Origin of the sequence: Raoultibacter massiliensis, from assembly GCF_900199545.1 — a bacterium.
Classification (GTDB): domain Bacteria; phylum Actinomycetota; class Coriobacteriia; order Coriobacteriales; family Eggerthellaceae; genus Raoultibacter; species Raoultibacter massiliensis.
Map to the genome: position 1 here is coordinate 882263 of NZ_LT962671.1, position 17312 is coordinate 899574.

General features: G+C 60.8%; 15 protein-coding genes. 14 read left to right on the forward strand and 1 reads right to left on the reverse strand.

Annotation, left to right across the window (positions count from 1 at the left end; all coding sequences use genetic code 11):
- Positions 1 to 3228 (forward strand): carbamoyl-phosphate synthase large subunit, encoded by a 3228-nt coding sequence (carB, locus tag C1719_RS07925; protein WP_102374609.1) that lies wholly within the window; start codon positions 1 to 3, stop codon positions 3226 to 3228.
- A gap of 168 nt (positions 3229 to 3396) precedes the next feature.
- Here carB and C1719_RS07930 read toward each other — a convergent pair whose 3' ends face one another.
- Complete coding sequence (locus C1719_RS07930) at positions 3397 to 4026, reverse strand: DUF3267 domain-containing protein (protein ID WP_102374610.1); 630 nt, start codon at positions 4024 to 4026, stop codon at positions 3397 to 3399.
- A 337-nt stretch (positions 4027 to 4363) separates the two neighbouring features.
- On the opposite strand from C1719_RS07930, the gene C1719_RS07935 reads away from it, so the two are divergent.
- The 13 genes from C1719_RS07935 to C1719_RS08000 all read left to right on the forward strand — a co-directional run bounded on the left by C1719_RS07935 (position 4364) and on the right by C1719_RS08000 (position 17304).
- A complete protein-coding gene (locus tag C1719_RS07935; RefSeq protein ID WP_102375985.1) occupies positions 4364 to 5164 on the forward strand; it encodes a dihydroorotate dehydrogenase electron transfer subunit in 801 nt (266 codons plus the stop codon).
- A complete protein-coding gene (locus tag C1719_RS07940; protein WP_102375984.1) occupies positions 5161 to 6072 on the forward strand; it encodes a dihydroorotate dehydrogenase in 912 nt (303 codons plus the stop codon). The genes C1719_RS07935 and C1719_RS07940 overlap by 4 nt, the downstream gene beginning before the upstream one ends.
- The gene (pyrF, locus tag C1719_RS07945) at positions 6066 to 6791 is read left to right on the forward strand and encodes an orotidine-5'-phosphate decarboxylase (protein WP_102374611.1); all 726 of its coding nucleotides are present in this window, start codon (positions 6066 to 6068) and stop codon (positions 6789 to 6791) included. The genes C1719_RS07940 and pyrF overlap by 7 nt, the downstream gene beginning before the upstream one ends.
- A 352-nt stretch (positions 6792 to 7143) precedes the next feature.
- Positions 7144 to 7452, forward strand: coding sequence for an integration host factor, actinobacterial type (mihF, locus tag C1719_RS07950; protein WP_102374612.1), 309 nt, complete (start codon positions 7144 to 7146; stop codon positions 7450 to 7452).
- An 8-nt stretch (positions 7453 to 7460) separates the two neighbouring features.
- Positions 7461 to 8027 carry a guanylate kinase gene (gmk, locus tag C1719_RS07955; RefSeq protein ID WP_102374613.1) on the forward strand — a complete coding sequence of 189 codons (567 nt, stop codon included), beginning with the start codon at positions 7461 to 7463 and terminating at the stop codon, positions 8025 to 8027.
- Between the two features lie 14 nt (positions 8028 to 8041).
- On the forward strand, positions 8042 to 8302 hold the full coding sequence (locus C1719_RS07960) for a DNA-directed RNA polymerase subunit omega (protein ID WP_102374614.1): 261 nt from the start codon (positions 8042 to 8044) through the stop codon (positions 8300 to 8302).
- A gap of 134 nt (positions 8303 to 8436) precedes the next feature.
- Positions 8437 to 9654 carry a tRNA uracil 4-sulfurtransferase ThiI gene (gene thiI / locus C1719_RS07965; RefSeq protein ID WP_245874429.1) on the forward strand — a complete coding sequence of 406 codons (1218 nt, stop codon included), beginning with the start codon at positions 8437 to 8439 and terminating at the stop codon, positions 9652 to 9654.
- A gap of 250 nt (positions 9655 to 9904) precedes the next feature.
- Positions 9905 to 10621 (forward strand): ComEA family DNA-binding protein, encoded by a 717-nt coding sequence (locus tag C1719_RS07970; protein ID WP_102375986.1) that lies wholly within the window; start codon positions 9905 to 9907, stop codon positions 10619 to 10621.
- A 24-nt stretch (positions 10622 to 10645) separates the two neighbouring features.
- Positions 10646 to 13024: a ComEC/Rec2 family competence protein gene (locus C1719_RS07975; protein ID WP_102374616.1), complete on the forward strand. Its 2379-nt coding sequence runs from the start codon at positions 10646 to 10648 to the stop codon at positions 13022 to 13024.
- 9 nt (positions 13025 to 13033) lie between these two features.
- A complete protein-coding gene (gene holA, locus C1719_RS07980) occupies positions 13034 to 14002 on the forward strand; it encodes a DNA polymerase III subunit delta (RefSeq protein WP_102374617.1) in 969 nt (322 codons plus the stop codon).
- A 494-nt stretch (positions 14003 to 14496) separates the two neighbouring features.
- A complete protein-coding gene (gene rpsT / locus C1719_RS07990; protein ID WP_102374619.1) occupies positions 14497 to 14997 on the forward strand; it encodes a 30S ribosomal protein S20 in 501 nt (166 codons plus the stop codon).
- Between the two features lie 236 nt (positions 14998 to 15233).
- On the forward strand, positions 15234 to 17039 hold the full coding sequence (gene lepA / locus C1719_RS07995; RefSeq protein ID WP_102374620.1) for a translation elongation factor 4: 1806 nt from the start codon (positions 15234 to 15236) through the stop codon (positions 17037 to 17039).
- Between the two features lie 73 nt (positions 17040 to 17112).
- Positions 17113 to 17304 (forward strand): hypothetical protein, encoded by a 192-nt coding sequence (locus C1719_RS08000; RefSeq protein ID WP_102374621.1) that lies wholly within the window; start codon positions 17113 to 17115, stop codon positions 17302 to 17304.
- Positions 17305 to 17312 lie beyond the last annotated feature (8 nt).

Sequence of the window (17312 nt, forward strand, 5' to 3'; positions counted from 1 at the left end):
ATGCCGAAGCGCGAAGATATAAAGACCATTCTCGTCATAGGTTCAGGTCCCATCGTCATCGGCCAGGCGTGCGAATTCGACTATTCGGGAGCCCAGGCGTGCAAGGTCCTCAAATCAGACGGATACCGCGTCGTGCTCGTGAATTCCAATCCTGCAACCATCATGACCGATCCGGGTCTTGCCGATCGTACCTACGTCGAACCCATCACCGCCGAGTTTGTTGAAAAGGTCATCGAAAGGGAGCGCCCCGACGCGCTGCTTCCCACGCTCGGCGGGCAGACCGGCCTCAATACGGCGGTCGACCTTGCGCGTTCGGGTGTGCTCGAGAAGTACGGCGTCGAGATGATCGGCTGCGACCTTGAGGCGATCGAACGCGGGGAAGACCGCAAGCTGTTCAACGACTGCATGGCCGAGCTCGGCATCGAGACCGCTCGGTCGGGTTACGCCTATTCCGTTGCCGATGCCGAGGCGATCGTCGGGGAGCTCGGTTATCCCGTCGTGCTCAGGCCGTCGTTTACGCTCGGCGGCGCGGGCGGCGGCATCGCCCACGACCATGACGAGCTCGTCGCCATCGTGGGGCAGGGTCTGGAGCTTTCGCCAGCCGAAGAGGTGCTCGTCGAAGAGAGCATCGAGGGATGGAAAGAGTTCGAGATGGAGGTCATGCGCGACCGCGTCGGAAACGGCATCATCGTCTGCTCCATTGAGAATTTCGATGCCATGGGCGTGCACACGGGCGATTCCATTACCGTGGCGCCTGCTCAAACGCTTTCCGATGTGGAATACCAGCGTATGCGCGCGGCGTCGCTCGCCATCCTTGAGAAGATCGGGGTCGAGACGGGCGGCTCTAACGTGCAGTTCGCCGTCAACCCTGACAACGGGCGCATGATCGTCATCGAGATGAACCCTCGCGTGTCGCGCTCATCGGCGCTCGCGTCGAAGGCGACCGGGTTCCCGATCGCGAAGGCGGCGGCCAAGCTTGCCGTGGGTTACACGCTCGACGAAATCGTGAACGACATCACGAAGGCGACGCCCGCCTGCTTCGAGCCCTCCATCGACTACTGCGTGGTCAAGGTACCGCGTTTCGCGTTCGAGAAGTTCAAGGGAACCGACGATACCCTTTCAACGCGCATGAAGGCGGTCGGCGAGATCATGGCCATCGGCCGCACGTTCGAGGAGGCGCTCGGAAAAGCCATGCGCTCGCTTGAAAACGGCCGAGCGGGCTTGGGCGCCGATGGCAAGGGCATCGAGATCACTGCGGAAGACGATTTCGACGAGCTGGTGGGAAGGCCTACTCAAGATCGCATCTTCTACGTTGCCGAGGCTCTTCGCCGCGGGTGGCCGGTCGAGAAGGTCACCGAAGCGACGGGCATCGATCCGTTCTTCATATCGCGTATGGCCGATGTCGTGAAAATCGAGGAAAACCTGCGCGGCATCCCCCTCGACGAGCTCGATGCCGATGCCTTCCGCACGCTCAAGCGCTACGGGTTCTCGGATGTGCAGATCGCTTATCTGACCGGATCCGACGAGATGACCGTGCGCACGTGCCGCAAGATGCTCGGTGTCAAACCCGCCTTCAAGACGGTGGACACCTGCGCAGCCGAATTCCCAAGCACGACGGCGTACCATTACAAGACCTACGATGTCTGCGAAACCGAAGTCGCGCCGAAAACGAAGAAGCGCGCGATGATCCTCGGCGCGGGGCCGAACCGCATCGGACAGGGCATCGAATTCGACTACTGCTGCGTGCATGCGAGCTACGCGCTTGCGGAGGCGGGCTACGAGACCATCATGGTGAACTGCAACCCGGAAACGGTGTCGACCGACTACGATACGTCCGACAAGCTCTACTTCGAGCCGCTTACCTTCGAAGACGTTATGGACATCGTCGACGTCGAACAGCCCGACGGCGTGGTCGTTACGTTGGGCGGGCAGACGCCGCTGAAGCTCGCCAACGCGCTCGCCGATGCGGGCGTGCCCATCATGGGGACGAGCCCCGAGGCGATCGACCTTGCAGAAGACCGCGATCGCTTCGCTGCCATCCTCGACGAGCTTTCGATCACGTATCCGGCTGCGGGCATGGCCTCCACGTTCGAGGAGGCGTGCTTGGTGGCCGATCAGATTGGATTTCCGCTGCTCGTGCGTCCGAGCTACGTGCTCGGCGGGCGCGGCATGGCGATCGTCTACGACGGCGCGCAGCTCGAGAAGTACATGGCCGAGGCTGCGAAGATCTCTCCCGATCATCCGGTGTATCTCGACCGCTTCCTCGAAGGCGCCGTGGAAGTCGATCTCGACGCGCTTTGCGACGGCGATCGCGTGTATGTGGGCGGCGTGCTCGAGCATATCGAGATGGCGGGCATCCATTCGGGCGATTCGGCCTGCTGCACGCCGCCGTTTGCGCTATCGGAAGCAGTGCAGGACCAGCTGCGCTCGATCGCGCGCCGGTTGGCTTTGCGACTTGGCGTCGTAGGGCTCATCAACATCCAATTCGCCATCAAAGACCAGGTAATCTACGTGATAGAGGCGAACCCGCGTGCAAGCCGCACCGTGCCGTTCACTTCGAAGGCAACCGGCGTACCGCTTGCGAAGGTCGCTGCGCGCATCATGGGGGGCGAGAAGATCGCCGATCTGGACTTGCCGCCCGACGACCGCCGCCTCGAGCACTTCAGCGTGAAGGAAGCTGTCATGCCCTTCGGCCGCTTCCCGGGTGCCGATACGGTGCTCGGCCCCGAGATGAAATCGACGGGCGAGGTCATGGGTATCGCCCGTAATTTCCCGGTGGCGTTCGCGAAGACCCAGCTCGCCATCAGCTACGCGCTGCCCGAAGGCGGAACGGTGTTCATCAGCGTGTGCGATCGCGATAAGCGCGCCATCGTATCCATTGCGCGCGATATCGTGCGTCTGGGCTTTCGCGTGGTTGCCACGGCGGGAACCGCGCGTGCGCTGCGGGCTGCCGGCGTCGATTGCGAAGAGGTGAAGAAGATCCATGAAGGCGAACCCAACGTGAGCAGCCTCATTGCGGGCGGCGAGATATCGCTCATGATCAACACGCCGTTCGGCCATGCGACCCGCGCCGACGGCTACGAGCTTCGCCTGGAAGCCGTGAAGCACGGAATCACCCAGGTGACGAACCTTGCGGGGGCGCAGGCCATGGTTACGGGCATGGAGGTGTCGCGCGATGTGGGCATCGATATCGTCGCGCTGCAAGATCTTCCCCAGTGGGAGCAGTAAGAGAAGCGATGCATGAAACGAAGGCGCCCCGATCAGGGCGCCTTCTGATTGTCGGGCCAGTCTTTTGCGCGCCGCCCTCGGCGATGGCGGGCGTCGCTTCAGTCGAGTGCGGGCCGACGGTCTCGTTGGCGAATTCGTCTCGGCAGCATGTTTTGCGAAAACGCGCGCTTACTTCACAAAGGCTGCGAGGCCGAGCTCGTAGGGGTGGTCGAGAAGTAAAACCTCGGTGCCTTCGGGCTTGAATCTGAGCAGCTTCAATACGATGGCCATATCTCCTCCGCCTCCGATTATCATGAGCGCGCCGACGGCGAACAGCGGAATCGATCCCAGCGCATAGGATGCCAAGACCGGAAGCAGGCCGAGCACGACGGTGGGAGCGAGCGCGCCGATGATGTAGGCGTGCTTCGGCAACGGCTCGCTGCAGCTGCAGTACGGGGTGAGGTACTCTACGATGAAGCCGAACGAGATCGCCTTGCGTCCGCCTTTCGCGTAGAGGCTCCATACGAGGCCGTGGATGAGCTCGTGGACGACGATGAGGACGATGAAAGCGGCAAGGACTCCGAGCGCTCCTGCGAAATCGAACGTGAGGCTGCCCGCGGGATGGATGGCGAAGAAGGCGATGCCGAGCACGATGTCGATGGGCAGCGCGATGCCGAGGGCGAAGATGTTGGCAGCGACGATGCCCATGGTGAGGCGCTCTTTGCGATAGCCTTGCATTGCGAAGGCGGCCTCCGTTTCCTCGAATTCTTCCTTTCGCTTGAGTTCTGCAGGGGTGAGCTTGCGTTCTTCGTTTTGCATGGTGTTCCCATCCTCGGTTCGCAGCGCTTTTCACTTGCGTGAATGAATCCAACATTCTGCCATGAAACCGGGTTTTGAAGTCTCTGAGACGCGTTTGCCTGCGAATAAACGCCGCAAATCCAAATGCGTCCGCACGGCGCGCGGCGCAGGCGCGCAGGCATACGCGCCCGAAAACGCGCAAGCGCAGAATCAGCGAAGGGGGTCGCGAAGACGAATTCCGGAATATGAGATTCTTCCTTGCATTTCGAGCGGGATGGAAGCCGTGCGGGGCGGGGTGATACAATCATCAGCATGTATGCGAGCGCCGCTTGCGCGGCGATTGGATGAAAGGATGTACGTGGCTCTCGTCAACGAACGGGCGCGCCTTCTCGAAAACGAATGCGTCGGCCCGAACCTGCATGTTGCGACCCTCTCGTCGCCCGCTATCGCGGCGGGCATCGAGCCGGGCCAGTTCGTGCACATGAAGATTCCCGGCATGGATGATCACGTTCTGCGCAGGCCGTTTTCGGTCTACGCGCGCGACGCCGAGGCGGGCGTGCTTGAAATCCTCTATCAGGTTGTGGGATTCGGCAGCGCGCGGATGACCGAGCTGGCTGCGGGAGCCGAAGGCGTCGAGCTCATCGGGCCCGTGGGTCGTGCGTGGCAGCCGCCTGCCGAAGCGAAGCGCGCGTTGCTCGTGGGCGGCGGCGTGGGCGCAGCTCCCCTGTTCATGCTTTGCGAGGCCCTGGTGAAAAACGGGGTTCGTACCGATGTCGTGCTCGGGGCCCAGACGGAGACGGCGCTTGCCTGCCGCGGCCGCTACGAGGCGCTGCTTGCCGAGCCGCCGCGCTGTGCGACCGATGACGGAAGCTTCGGGCGCGAAGGATTCTGCACCTCGCTTGTGCAAGAAGCGATCGAGGAGGCGGCTCGCGCGGGAGAGCCTTACGGCTACGTTGCCGTATGTGGTCCGGAACCCCTGATGAAAATCGTAGCCGGCATGGCGGATGGTGCGGACATCTTCTGCGAGCTGTCGATGGAGCGCAGGATGGCATGCGGTATCGGCGCCTGCTTATCGTGCGTCGTCGATACCGTCGAGGGCAAGAAGAGGGCGTGCGTCGACGGTCCCGTATTCAAGGCGCAGGAAGTGGTGTGGGCATGAGCGTGAACATGGCGGTGAACCTTGGCGGGCTTACCATGAAGAATCCGGTGACGGTTGCGTCGGGCACCTTCGCCGCAGGCCGCGAATACGGCGATTTCGTCGATGTGGCGAAACTCGGCGCGGTGACGACCAAAGGCGTATCGCTCAACGGCTGGGAGGGAAACGCATCTCCCCGCATCGCCGAAACCCCTTCGGGTATGCTCAATTCGATCGGGTTGCAGAACCCCGGTGTCGAGCATCTCAAAAAATGCGATTTGCCGTGGCTTGCCGAACGGGGCGCAACCGTCATCGTGAACGTTTCGGGTCATAGCTTCGACGAGTACGTGCAGGTTATCGAGGCTCTCGAGGGTGCGGCGGTCGATGCGTACGAGGTGAACGTATCGTGTCCGAACGTCGATGCGGGCGGCATGACCATCGGCTGCCAGACCGAAAGCGTCGAGGAGGTCGTATCGCGATGCCGTGCTGCCACCAAGCGCCCCCTCATCGTGAAGCTCACGCCCAACGTGACCGATATCACCGAGATCGCCCGCGCCGCCGAGGCATCAGGCGCCGACGCCTTGTCGCTTATCAACACGGTGCTCGGCATGGCGGTCGATGCGCGTACTCGCAAACCGCAGCTCGCACGCGTTGTCGGAGGCCTTTCGGGCCCTGCGGTCAAGCCGATCGCGCTGCGCATGGTGTGGGAGTGCCATCGCGCGGTACAGGTGCCGTTGCTCGGCATGGGCGGTATCTCGTGTGGGGAAGATGCGATCGAGTTCATGCTGGCGGGGGCTACGGCCGTTGCCGTGGGAACGGCGAATTTCGTGAACCCGACCGCAACGCTCGAAGTTATCGCCGGCATGGAGTATTATTGCGAACAGCAAGGCGTAGAAAGCATTACCGAACTGATAGGAGCACTGCAGTGTTAAGTTCATTCGAAAGCATTCCGGCGCGCGAGCGGATCATCGTTGCGCTCGACTGCGGAATCGACGAGGCGTTCGACCTTGCGGACAAGCTTCAAGGCAAGGCCACGTGGCTCAAAGTGGGCATGACGCTGTTCTATGCGAACGGCCCGGCGATCGTCTATGCGCTTAAGGAACGCGGGTTCAAGGTGTTTCTCGACCTGAAGTTCCACGACATCCCGCATCAAGTCGAAGGGGCCGCCGCGTCGGCTACCGGCAACGGCGCCGACATGCTCACCATGCACACCGTCGGCGGCGTCGATATGATGCGCGCGGCGCAAAAGGGAGCTGTGCGCGCTGCGGAAGAGTACGGCTTCGATGTGCCTGTTACGCTGGGAATCACGGTGCTGACGAGCATGAGCGAAGAAGGGCTGCGCGAGATCGGCGTGAACAGGGCGGTGGCCGATCAGGTGGCGGTTCTCGCCGAGCAGGCGAAGGTCGCCGGAATCTCGGGCGTTGTCGCTTCGCCCCAGGAGGCGGCCGAACTGCGCGAGATACTCGGCCCCGATGCCTACATCGTCACGCCGGGAGTGCGTCCCGCAGGATCGGAGAAAGGCGATCAAAGCCGCGTCTCAACGCCTGCCGAGGCGTTCGCGGCAGGCGCTTCGCATATCGTGATCGGCCGTCCGATAACGCAATCGGCGGATCCGGCGGCTGCATTCGAGCGCATAGCCGCTGAGCTGTAGGCGGCTTTTCGCAAGCCTTTCGAGGCCTTAAAACAGAACGGATGTTTCATGTGAAACATCCGTTCGTTTTTTGATTGAACGATTAACGATAAAAGGGGAGAATCTGGCTTAAAGAATCGGTTGAGCCAGATGGGGTCGTTGCCGCAAATATGAAGTTAATAAGTTATATTTACCTGATGTACAGGGGATAACGTAACGATTGAGCGACGAAAGCCGCCCTTTCGCGACCGTATTCCTAAAATACTGTGCTGTAGCGCTGAATTTTTCGGAAAAACAGGTGTTTTGCCCTGCATAATTCCTGATTGCGTGCTACTATCTCGAAATTGCTTTTGGAGAAGAAGGAGAGAACATTATGGCTATCCCTCAGCTTACCCCCGAAGAGCGTCAAGCTGCTTTGGAGAAGGCAAAGGCTGCTCGCATCAAACGCGCTCAGGTTCGTGATGATCTGAAGTCCGGAAAGCTCACTCTCGAGAAGGTTCTTGAGATGAAAGACGATCCGGTCGTCGGTCGCATGAAGGTTTCCACTCTCATTGAGACCATGCCTGGTTACGGCAAGGCGAAGGCAGAGAAGATCATGAAGGAACTTCAGATCGCTGAGAGCCGCCGTCTTCGCGGTCTGGGCGAGCGTCAGCAGGCTGCCCTGCTGGAGCGTCTCGGCTAAACAGCCACATGCGTCACGGCAATCTTTTTGTCATATCAGGGCCATCGGGTGCCGGCAAGGGCACTCTGGTGGCCCGTCTTTTGGATGCGGTCGATGATGCGTGGGTTTCGGTATCGGTGACCACGCGCTCGCCTCGACCCGGGGAAATCGACGGCATTCATTACTTTTTCGCGTCCGATGAGGAGTTCGATCGGTTGGTGGCCGAAGACGGGCTGCTGGAATGGGCGAACGTCCACGGATGCCGCTACGGGACCCCGAGGAAAACGGTGGAGGAGCACATAGCGAACGGCGAGCAGGTGATCCTCGAAATCGATGTGCAGGGTGCGTTTCAGGTGAGGGAATCCATGCCCGGCGCCCGTCTGATCTTCATCGAGCCGCCTTCCTTGGAGGTGCTCGAGGCCCGCTTGCGCGGGCGGGGCACCGAAACAGAAGATGTGATCGAAAAGAGAATGAAAACCGCTCTTCTGGAGCTTTCCCGTAAAATGGAGTATGATATACGGCTGGTAAACGACGACCTCGACGTAGCGACGTCGGAATTGATCGCCTACATCGACGAACAAGCCGAATCGAACTGAAGGATTATAGGTATATGAGCATTATCGAACCGAAGATCGACCAGCTTCTCAACCGAACTGACAACGATCGTTTTCTGCTGTGCTCGCTCGCTTCGAAGCGAGCGCATGATATCAACGACATGATGCGTGGCCAGCGCGATCGCGCAATCCAGCTGCAGACTGCCGTGGAGATTGCCCGCGCAGCCGACAAGAAGCCGCTGAGCCTGGCGTTCAACGAGATCGCTCGCGGCGAGGTGTCGTTCGACCCCGAGTCGATCGACATCAAGAACCACTAAAACGATACCGTAGTTCATCTTCGAAAATCCCCTCGGGCCGTATGCGGATCAGGCCTCGGGGGATTTCGGTGTGTTTGGGGCTTCCGATTCGATCGGAAGCCGATCGGCCGGCAACATGCGAAAGGGCTGCACCTGTGTTCCAGAGAATCTGCCTCGTCCACTACCACGAAATCGGCCTCAAAGGCCACAACCGCAGCTCGTTTGAAATGCGATTGCTCAAAAACGTCGAAGCGATGCTCGACGGGTATCCCGTTGTGACCGTACGCAAGATCTCCGGTCGGGTGTGCGTATTCCTAAAAGAGGAAACCGAATACGACCTTGCGTGCGAAATTGCCGACAAGCTCGCCTGCGTGCCGGGTACGGCCCGCGTGTCGAGCGGGTACAAGACCGAGCGCGATATCGACGAGATCGGCCGCGCTGCGGTCGACGCGATGCATGAGGCGGGGCGGTTCGAGAGCTTCAAAGTTGCCGCGCGGCGAAGCCATACCGATTTCGAAATAGATTCCATGCAGATGAACCAGCTTGTCGGATCGCTTCTATGCGAGGCGTTTCCCGAGAAGAAGGTGCAGATGAAAGACCCCGATCTCAAGGTATGCGTCGAGGTCGTGCAGAGTTCGGCATACGTGTACGCCCGAAGCATCCCCGGCGTGGGGGGCCTTCCCGTTGGAAGCAGCGGGCGCGTGATGTGCCTGCTTTCTTCCGGCATCGATTCTCCCGTTGCGACGTGGCGCTTAGCGCGGCGCGGCGCGATCTGCATCGGCGTGCATTTCTCGGGCAGGCCGCAGACTTCGGCGACAAGCGAGTATTTGGTTGACGATATAGCCCATGTGCTTGAGAAGACCGGCTGCATTGCGCGCGTCTACACCGTTCCTTTCGGCGACTACCAGCGAGAGATAGCCGGATCGGTGCCTCCGGGGCTTCGCGTTATCATGTACCGAAGGCTTATGTTCAAGGTGGCTCAGGCGCTCGCCGCCCGCGAGAAGGCGGGCGCGCTCGTGACGGGAGAGAGCCTGGGTCAAGTTGCCTCCCAGACGCTCGAGAACATTGCTGCAACCGATTCTGCGGTGAGCATGCCCGTTTTCAGGCCCTTGATCGGAACCGACAAGCAGGAGATCATAGCCCAGGCGAAAGAGCTCGGAACATTCGAAATATCGTCGCAAGACGCTCCCGATTGCTGTACGTTGTTCATGCCGCGCAGCCCTGAAACGCATGCGAAGCTCGCCGATGTCCTCGAAGCGGAAAAGCCCCTGCCGATCGATGCCTGGGTGGCCGAGATCGTCGAAAACGTCGAAGTGCGCGATTATGCATGCCCCGCGTACAAACCCAAGAAACCGCAACCTGCAAACAGCTAGGCACTCGCTTCGCCAAAACCCGCAAACCCAGGCCCAAAGCGAGGCCCGGCTGTCGTTTTACCGCATTGCATCTGCTTGCTTCGCGCTGAATTACGTGTTCGCGTTGGATTTGCGTCGTAGACGGTGTGGTTTCGCGTAACAACGCCGCGCGAATCGGGTGCGTTTCGTGCAAAAACGAAGATGCGCCTGCATCTCGAACGTGAAAGACCGCCCTGCTATGCTTTCGCATACCGAAGGCAAGGAGGTCGGCATGCCGTTCACCCAAAGCGCGGAATCCCTCCGCTCGAAACTCCATTTGACCGATGCGAAGACGTCGTCGATAGTCGGGGTGTGCCTTGCCGCGGCCATTGCCGTCGTTTTGATGGTTCAGAGCGCAATCGGCCTCGCCTCAAGCGAAAGCACCGAGGTGATCAGGGCGAAAGATGCCGCATCTGCGACGGGGGGAGATGCAGGCGCGGACGCGGGTGCGGACGGTGCCGAGGGGGATGTTTTGCATATCTACGTGCATGTGGCGGGGGCGGTTACGACTCCCGGCCTGTACGAACTGGCAGATGGCTCGCGTGTGCAGGATGCGATCGACGCGGCGGGAGGCTATGCCGACGACGCGGCGACGGCGGTTCTCAACCTTGCGCGCGTGGTTTCCGACGGCGAACAGATCGTCGTGCCGTCGATCGAGGCGGATGCTGCGGATGGCTTCGGGCGGGAGCCGGGCGAAGATGCTGCGGGCGGTGCGCCGTCTGCAGCAAGCGCTGCAGACGGATCGGTTATCGGCGGGAAGGTGAACATCAACGTCGCCGATGCCTCAGCGCTCGATACCCTGCCGGGGATAGGGGAGGCGACTGCAGAGAATATCATCGCCGACCGCGAGGCGAACGGACCGTTTTCGAGCAAGGAGGACCTGCAGCGCGTTTCGGGTATCGGAGCAAAGAAGTACGCTCGGCTCGAAGCCCTTATCTGCATCGGCTGACGGTGCGAAAAGGAACGGTGGGCGATGGGGTTCGAAGCAAAGGGTGCAGCCGTATCGCGCGGGGGCAGGGCGGCGGATAGGCGGGCGATACGGCCATCGTTTCCCCCGACGGTTCCGCTTGCCGTATCATGGTGGGCGGCAGCGGCGGTGGCATTCGAATCGTCGAGCATCCTTGCGGGAACTTTTCGATGCGGTGCGGTTTTCGCTGCGCTGGTTTGCTCGGCTGGCGCCCTCGCCGCATTTGCGTTCGCCCGCGACCGCGCGTGCGTCAAAACCGCCTTGCTGGTTGTCGTCGGATGCTCTCTCGGCGTTGCAGGCGGGCTGTTGCGTGCAACGACGTTCGACGAACAGCGCGAAGCGGTGCTTTCGATGCCGTCGGGAACCTATATGCTGAGCATGGCGGCCGATGCGCGGTCGGGCGATTTCGGACCGACGTGTTTTGCCGATCTTCGGCTTCCCAGTGGGGCGACGGCGAAAGTGAGTCTGCGGTATCCATCCGATTGCGGGATGCTCCGATACGGCTGTTCCTTCGAGGCGAACGTGCGCTTTTCCGAGTTTTCGGAAACGTCGGCGGCATACTACCGCAGGCAGGGGGCGGTCGCCGTGGCAACGGCGAGCGATCTGGCTCGCGTGGAGATGGGCGGCATCCGCGGCTCGCTCGTCGCCCTCAGGGAGCGGGCGATCGCCTTGTTCGATGGCTACGAGGGCTGCGGTGCGGCCTTTCTCAGGGCGATACTGCTCGGAGATCGCAGCGCGCTTGATGACGATGGGTTCTACCGCGACGTGAAGGCGATCGGCTTGGCTCACGTCGTTGCGGTATCGGGCGCGCATCTGTCTATAGTCTCTGCGCTTATCGGCCTCGCCCTTAAGGCGATGCGCGTCCCTCGGGCGGCAGCCGTCCCTTTGCAGGTGCTGTTCGTCGTCGGATACCTCGTATGCACGGCGATGCCTGTATCGGGTGTCAGGGCCGCCTTCATGACCGCCGTTGCCTTGGGTTCGTTTTACGCGCGACGTCGAGCGTCGGGCATCGGCGCGCTGGCGCTGTGCGTGTGCTGCGTGCTCTGCATCTCCGCCGAAGCGTCCGTCTCGATCTCGTTTGCCCTGTCGGTTCTGGCGACGGCGGGCATCGTTGTGTTCGGGGGGCTGGCGAGAACATGGTGTCTGGCCGCGACGGGCGGTCGTTTTTCCGTCCTGTGCGAATCGATGGCGCTCACCTCATCATCGGGAATCTTCACCATGCCGCTCGCCGCGTCGACGTTTGCCCAGCTTCCGGTGATGGCTCCGCTTGCGAACCTCTGCGCGATGCCGTTTTTCGCGCTGTTCTGCGGGGGAGGCCTTGCGGTGGTGGCTCTGTGCGAGGCGGCTCCCGAAGCGTTCGGCTGGATGCTCGATGCATTGGTGCTTGCGGCTCAGGGGTTTTGCGAGGGCCTGGGCCTTCTTGCCGATGCGCCCCTCGCATCCGTTCCCTGCGACGTATCGCTTGCCTGCGCCCTTGCGATAAGCGCCGGTGCTGCCTCTGTTGTATGGGCGAAGTGGCCGCAGCCCTCGCGCAGGAGCGCAGCGGTTGGCGCAAGCGCCGCCGTGCTCGCGCTTGTCCTGGCGGCGTTTCCGGCTCTAACGTACCGCGAAACCGAAATCATCATGTTGGATGTGGGGCAGGGCGATGCCATCGTCGTGCGAAGCGGGGGAGCAACCGTGCTCGTCGATACCGGCAACCAGGACGCGAAGCTTTTGGAGGCTCTCGCCCGAAACAAGGTGTATTCTCTCGATGCGGTTGTGATCAGCCATCCCGACGACGATCATTGCTCGTCGCTTGCAGCGCTCGATGGAACGGTGGGCGTCGGAGCGGTGTACGTGGCTGAGGATCTGCTCGATTGCACCTGCGCATCCTGCTCGAAGCTCAGGGCCGCAGCCGCGGCCCTCGTTGGCGGCGATCGCGTTTCGGGCCTTGCGGTGGGCGATGCGCTGCACGTCGGGTCAATTGATCTCACCGTGGCGTGGCCCGACGCGTTTGCAGACGATGGCGGCAATTCGGATAGCCTGTGCTTGCTCATGACATGCGGCTTCAACGACGATGGAACGGGGTGGACGGGCCTTCTGTGCGGCGATGCGGAAGACGAGCAGCTCGATGCCATGATAGCCGCCGGCAGGCTCGGAAAGGTCGATTTGTACAAGGTCGGCCATCACGGATCGAAGGAGGCGCTCGACGAACAGACGGCATCGGTGCTCTCGCCTGCGATCTCGCTGGTGAGCGTCGGCGAGGGGAACCGCTACGGGCATCCGGCACCCCAGGTCCTGTCTGCGCTCGAAGGGGTGGAAAGCAGCGTGTACAGAACCGACCAGGTGGGGGATGTTGTGTGCAGAATGACCCCGAATGCCCTCGAGGTCGCGACGCTGCGCTAAAATGATCGCATGACTACTGAGAAAAAAGACGCGCTCCTTCCCGCATACCTCGTAAACGGGGAGGACGAACTCAAACGCGAGGCCGTGCTCAAACGGCTCAAGGCGAGAATCGCCAAGCTGGGCGACCTTTCGTTCAATTCGGATGCTTTCGACGGGGAGCGGGCTTCGGGGGCCGATATCGTTGCGGCCTGCAACACGATGCCGTTCGCAAGCGATGCCCGCCTCGTGCTCGTGCAGGCGGCCGACAAGCTGAAGAAAGCAGATTCCGAAGCCCTCGTCGAGTACCTCAAGTCGCCTGCGACCACCACGGTGCTCGCGCTCGTCGCCGACAAGCTTGCGAAGAACACGCGTCTCTACAAAGCGGTTGCCGCGCTCGGCAAAACCGCCGTCATCGACTGCACTCCGCTCAAGCGCTACGAGCTCCCGAAAACCGTGCGTTCGCTTGCCGTGGGCCACGGCATAACCATTACCGAGGGAGCTGCCAACCAACTTATCGAGCTCGTAGGCGAAAACACCGTGCATCTCGATAGCGAGCTGAAAAAGATCGCGCTTGCGCATAGGGGAAACGATGCGGTCAACGAGCACGAGATCGTGGCATTGGTCAGCAGGACGGCGGAGGTGAAGCCCTGGGAGTTCGTTGACGCGTTTTCGAGCCGAAACCAGAAGAAGTGCCTTTCGTGCTTGCAACGCATGGAATCGACGTCGCCCCATGCTCTTCTCGCCATGTGCACGGCTCGGCTGCGCGAGCTCATATGCGCCCGCTCGCTTGCGGCGCGCGGGACCGAGCGGACTTTGGCGGCTACGCTCAAAATGCCGGATTGGCGGGTGAAGAACCACCTTGCATGGGCTAGGGCGTATACCGCCGAGGAGCTTCGCCGCGCTCTCATCGCAGCGCGCGACACCGAAAAGGCCATGAAAAGCGGTGCCGACCCCGACGACGCGTTTCTCGATTGGGTGCTTGCGACGACGAAACGCTAACGGCGTTCAGGAGGTTTCGACGCGGCATTTTCGGCTGACTTTCGTCGCAGCCGCGCGGTTCGTCGAGGCAGCGGTATGCGAGGATGGTGGAGATTCGGGCGAAACCGCGCATGGGATATGCGTGGAGCCTGCAAGATTTCTCAAGATCCCCCTTACAAAGGAGCAGAACGTTTGCTATTCTATCGCATTGTGTATTCAGCGATACGTTCGCGCGGTAGCCGATACCGCCGAGTCCGCAGACGTGGCTGCGCTATGGATCTCGTCTCGCTGGTTGGCCGTATGGTCTGAAAAACAGAAAATCCCGCTGTTTTTCGTGCATCGCAAATTTCATGCGCCCGACGGCGCATCGAAGGGTCCTCCGAGGACTTCTTGCGAAGCAATCGACCTGGTCGGCGACCGCGTCCCGCAAGGGCAACGCGATCGAATCGTTGGATACAGGAAATCGATTGGTTTCGTGAGATATTAGTTTGTGATTCATTGGAGGAACTACCTACATGGCTAACATTAAAAGTCAGAAGAAGCGCATCAAGACCAACGAGAAGGCCCGTCTGCGCAATCGCGCCGTCCGCTCTGAGTTGAAAACCGCAACGCGTGCGGTTCAGGACGCCGTTGCCGCCGGTAACGGTGCGGAAGCTTATGCTGCCGCTCTCGCTGCATGCCGCTTGATGGACAAGGCCGCTTCCAAGGGCGTCATACACAAGCGTCAGGCCGCCAACCGCAAAAGCGGTATCATGCTGCTGATCAAAACCGTTGTGACCCCCGAGGACATCGCCGCCTACAAGCCTGCTGAGAAGAAGAAGCCCGAGGCCAAGGGCGGCTCGAAGAAATCTCTCGCCAAGGCCGAGAAGAAGAAGGCTTTGGAGGCTGCGGCAAAGGAGAAGGCGAAGCGCCGCGCCGAGACCGAGAAGGCACAGAAGGCCGCTGCTAAGAAGAAGGCGGAAGCCGAGGCTGCCGCCGCTGCCGAGGAAGCCGCTTCCGAAGAGGCCGCCGAATAACAGGTTCGAACTGTTTCGGGTTCATCCGCATATCAAGTGAAAAAGGCCCGCATGGGCCTTTTTCATGCCCGCATGCATTGCGGTGCGAAGGCGCCTGTTCGGCGGATTCGTGAAAACCGATGCACTTCCGAAACGGTGCCTTGCGGGGAGGCGATCCTCGGCTATCATGGAAAGCTACGGATAATCGCGCCGAAAGCGGCCATCGTGCGGCGCACAGAGCATTTGAAAGATAGGACATGACCCAAGACCCGAAGTACATTCGCAATTTTTCGATCATCGCGCATATCGACCATGGCAAATCGACGCTTTCGGACCGCATCCTCGAGTTGACGGGCACGGTCGCATCGCGCGATATGAAGGAACAGGTGCTCGATTCGATGGACATCGAGCGAGAGCGCGGCATAACGATCAAAAGCCAGGCCGTCCGCGTTGACTACCGTGCCGATGATGGCGAGCTCTACCAGTTCAACCTGATCGATACGCCGGGTCATGTCGACTTCACCTACGAGGTGTCGAGATCCCTTGCGGCATGCGAGGGCGCGGTGCTCGTAGTCGATGCCACGCAGGGCGTCGAAGCCCAGACCGTCGCCAACGCAATGATGGCGATGAACGCCGATCTCGAGATCATCCCCCTTATCAACAAGATCGATTTGCCCGCCGCCGATCCCGAGCGGGTGAGGCAGGAGATCGAAGATGGCCTCGCCATCCCCGCCGACGATGCGGTGCTTGCGAGCGGCAAGACAGGCCAAGGCGTGCATGACCTGCTTGAATCGGTTGTCTACAACATTCCCTCCCCAGAGGGCGATCCGTCGGCTCCCCTGCGGGCGCTCATCTTCGATTCGTATTTCGATGCGTATCGCGGCGTGGTTGCGCTCGTTCGCGTGGTGGACGGTTCGATGAAGAAGGGCGACCGCATTCACATGATGGCAACCGGAGTCGATGCGCTCGTCGAAGAGGTGGGCGCGCGCAAGCCGGCGGAAACCCCCATGCCCCAGCTTTCGGTTGGGGAGGTGGGCTACCTTGTAACGGGACTCAAAGACGTCTCGCATGTGAAGGTGGGCGACACCATCACGACGGCGTCGGGCGGCGTGAGCGATCCGCTCCCTGGATACCGCGAGGTCAAGCCGATGGTTTTCACGGGCCTTTTCCCCATCGACGGAGATCAGTACGAGCCGCTCAAAGAGGCGCTCGAGAAGCTTTCGCTCAACGACCCTGCGCTTATCTGGGAACCCGAGAAATCCCATGCGCTCGGATTCGGGTTTCGCGTGGGATTTTTGGGTTTGCTCCACATGGAGGTCATCAAAGAGCGCCTCGAGCGCGAATTCGGGCTCGATCTTTTGGCGACGGCGCCTTCGGTCGAATACCACGTGTACAAGCAGGGAGGTGAAATGGTTTCGCTCCATTCGCCCCAGGAAATGCCCGATCCCGGCGAGATCGAGCGCATAGAGGAACCGTACCTCAAGGCGAAGATCCTCATCCCGCCCGACTACGTGGGCGCGGTCATGGATCTGACGGTGGCGCGCCGCGGCACGTTCGTTACGATGAACTACCTGTCGACCACGACGGTCGAGATGCTGTGGGAGATACCTTTGTCGGAACTCATCATGGATTACTTCGACAAGCTCAAATCGAACACGAAGGGCTATGCGAGCCTCGATTACGAATTCGACGGATACAAGGCTTCGAAGCTCGTGAAGCTCGACATCCTGCTATCGGGGAAGCCGATCGACGCGCTCTCGTTCATCGTGCATCGCGACAAGGCTTACGACCGCGGCCGCATACTCACCGAAAAACTCAAGGAGATCATTCCCCGCCAGATGTTCGAAGTGCCCATCCAGGCGGCTATCGGAGGCAGGGTTTTGGCCCGCGAGACGGTGAAGGCCAAGAGGAAAGACGTTCTTGCCAAGTGCTACGGCGGCGACATCTCGCGTAAACGCAAGCTGCTCGAGAAGCAGAAGGCCGGCAAGAAACGAATGAAGAGTATTGGAAACGTGGAGGTTCCGCAAGAGGCTTTTATGGCTATTCTGAAGGTGGACGACTAACGGGCCGTCTTCGGGTAGACTGGCAAAGCGGCCCGCATGGGGTCGGCTCGATACGATACGAAAAGCGAATGGTATGGCAAGGAAGCAAAAACAAGATTACGATTGGCTCGACGATCCGTTCGATGACCGGAAGAACCAGAAGCCCCAGGGCGGCTGCTCCGGGATTGCGCTCGTCGCTCTGATTCTCGCAGTGGTTTTGGTAGCCGTGCTCGGTTTCGTGGTCGTCGGAAGCCTGGGCGTCCTCGGCGACGTCTACAGCGGGTAGCCGGCAGC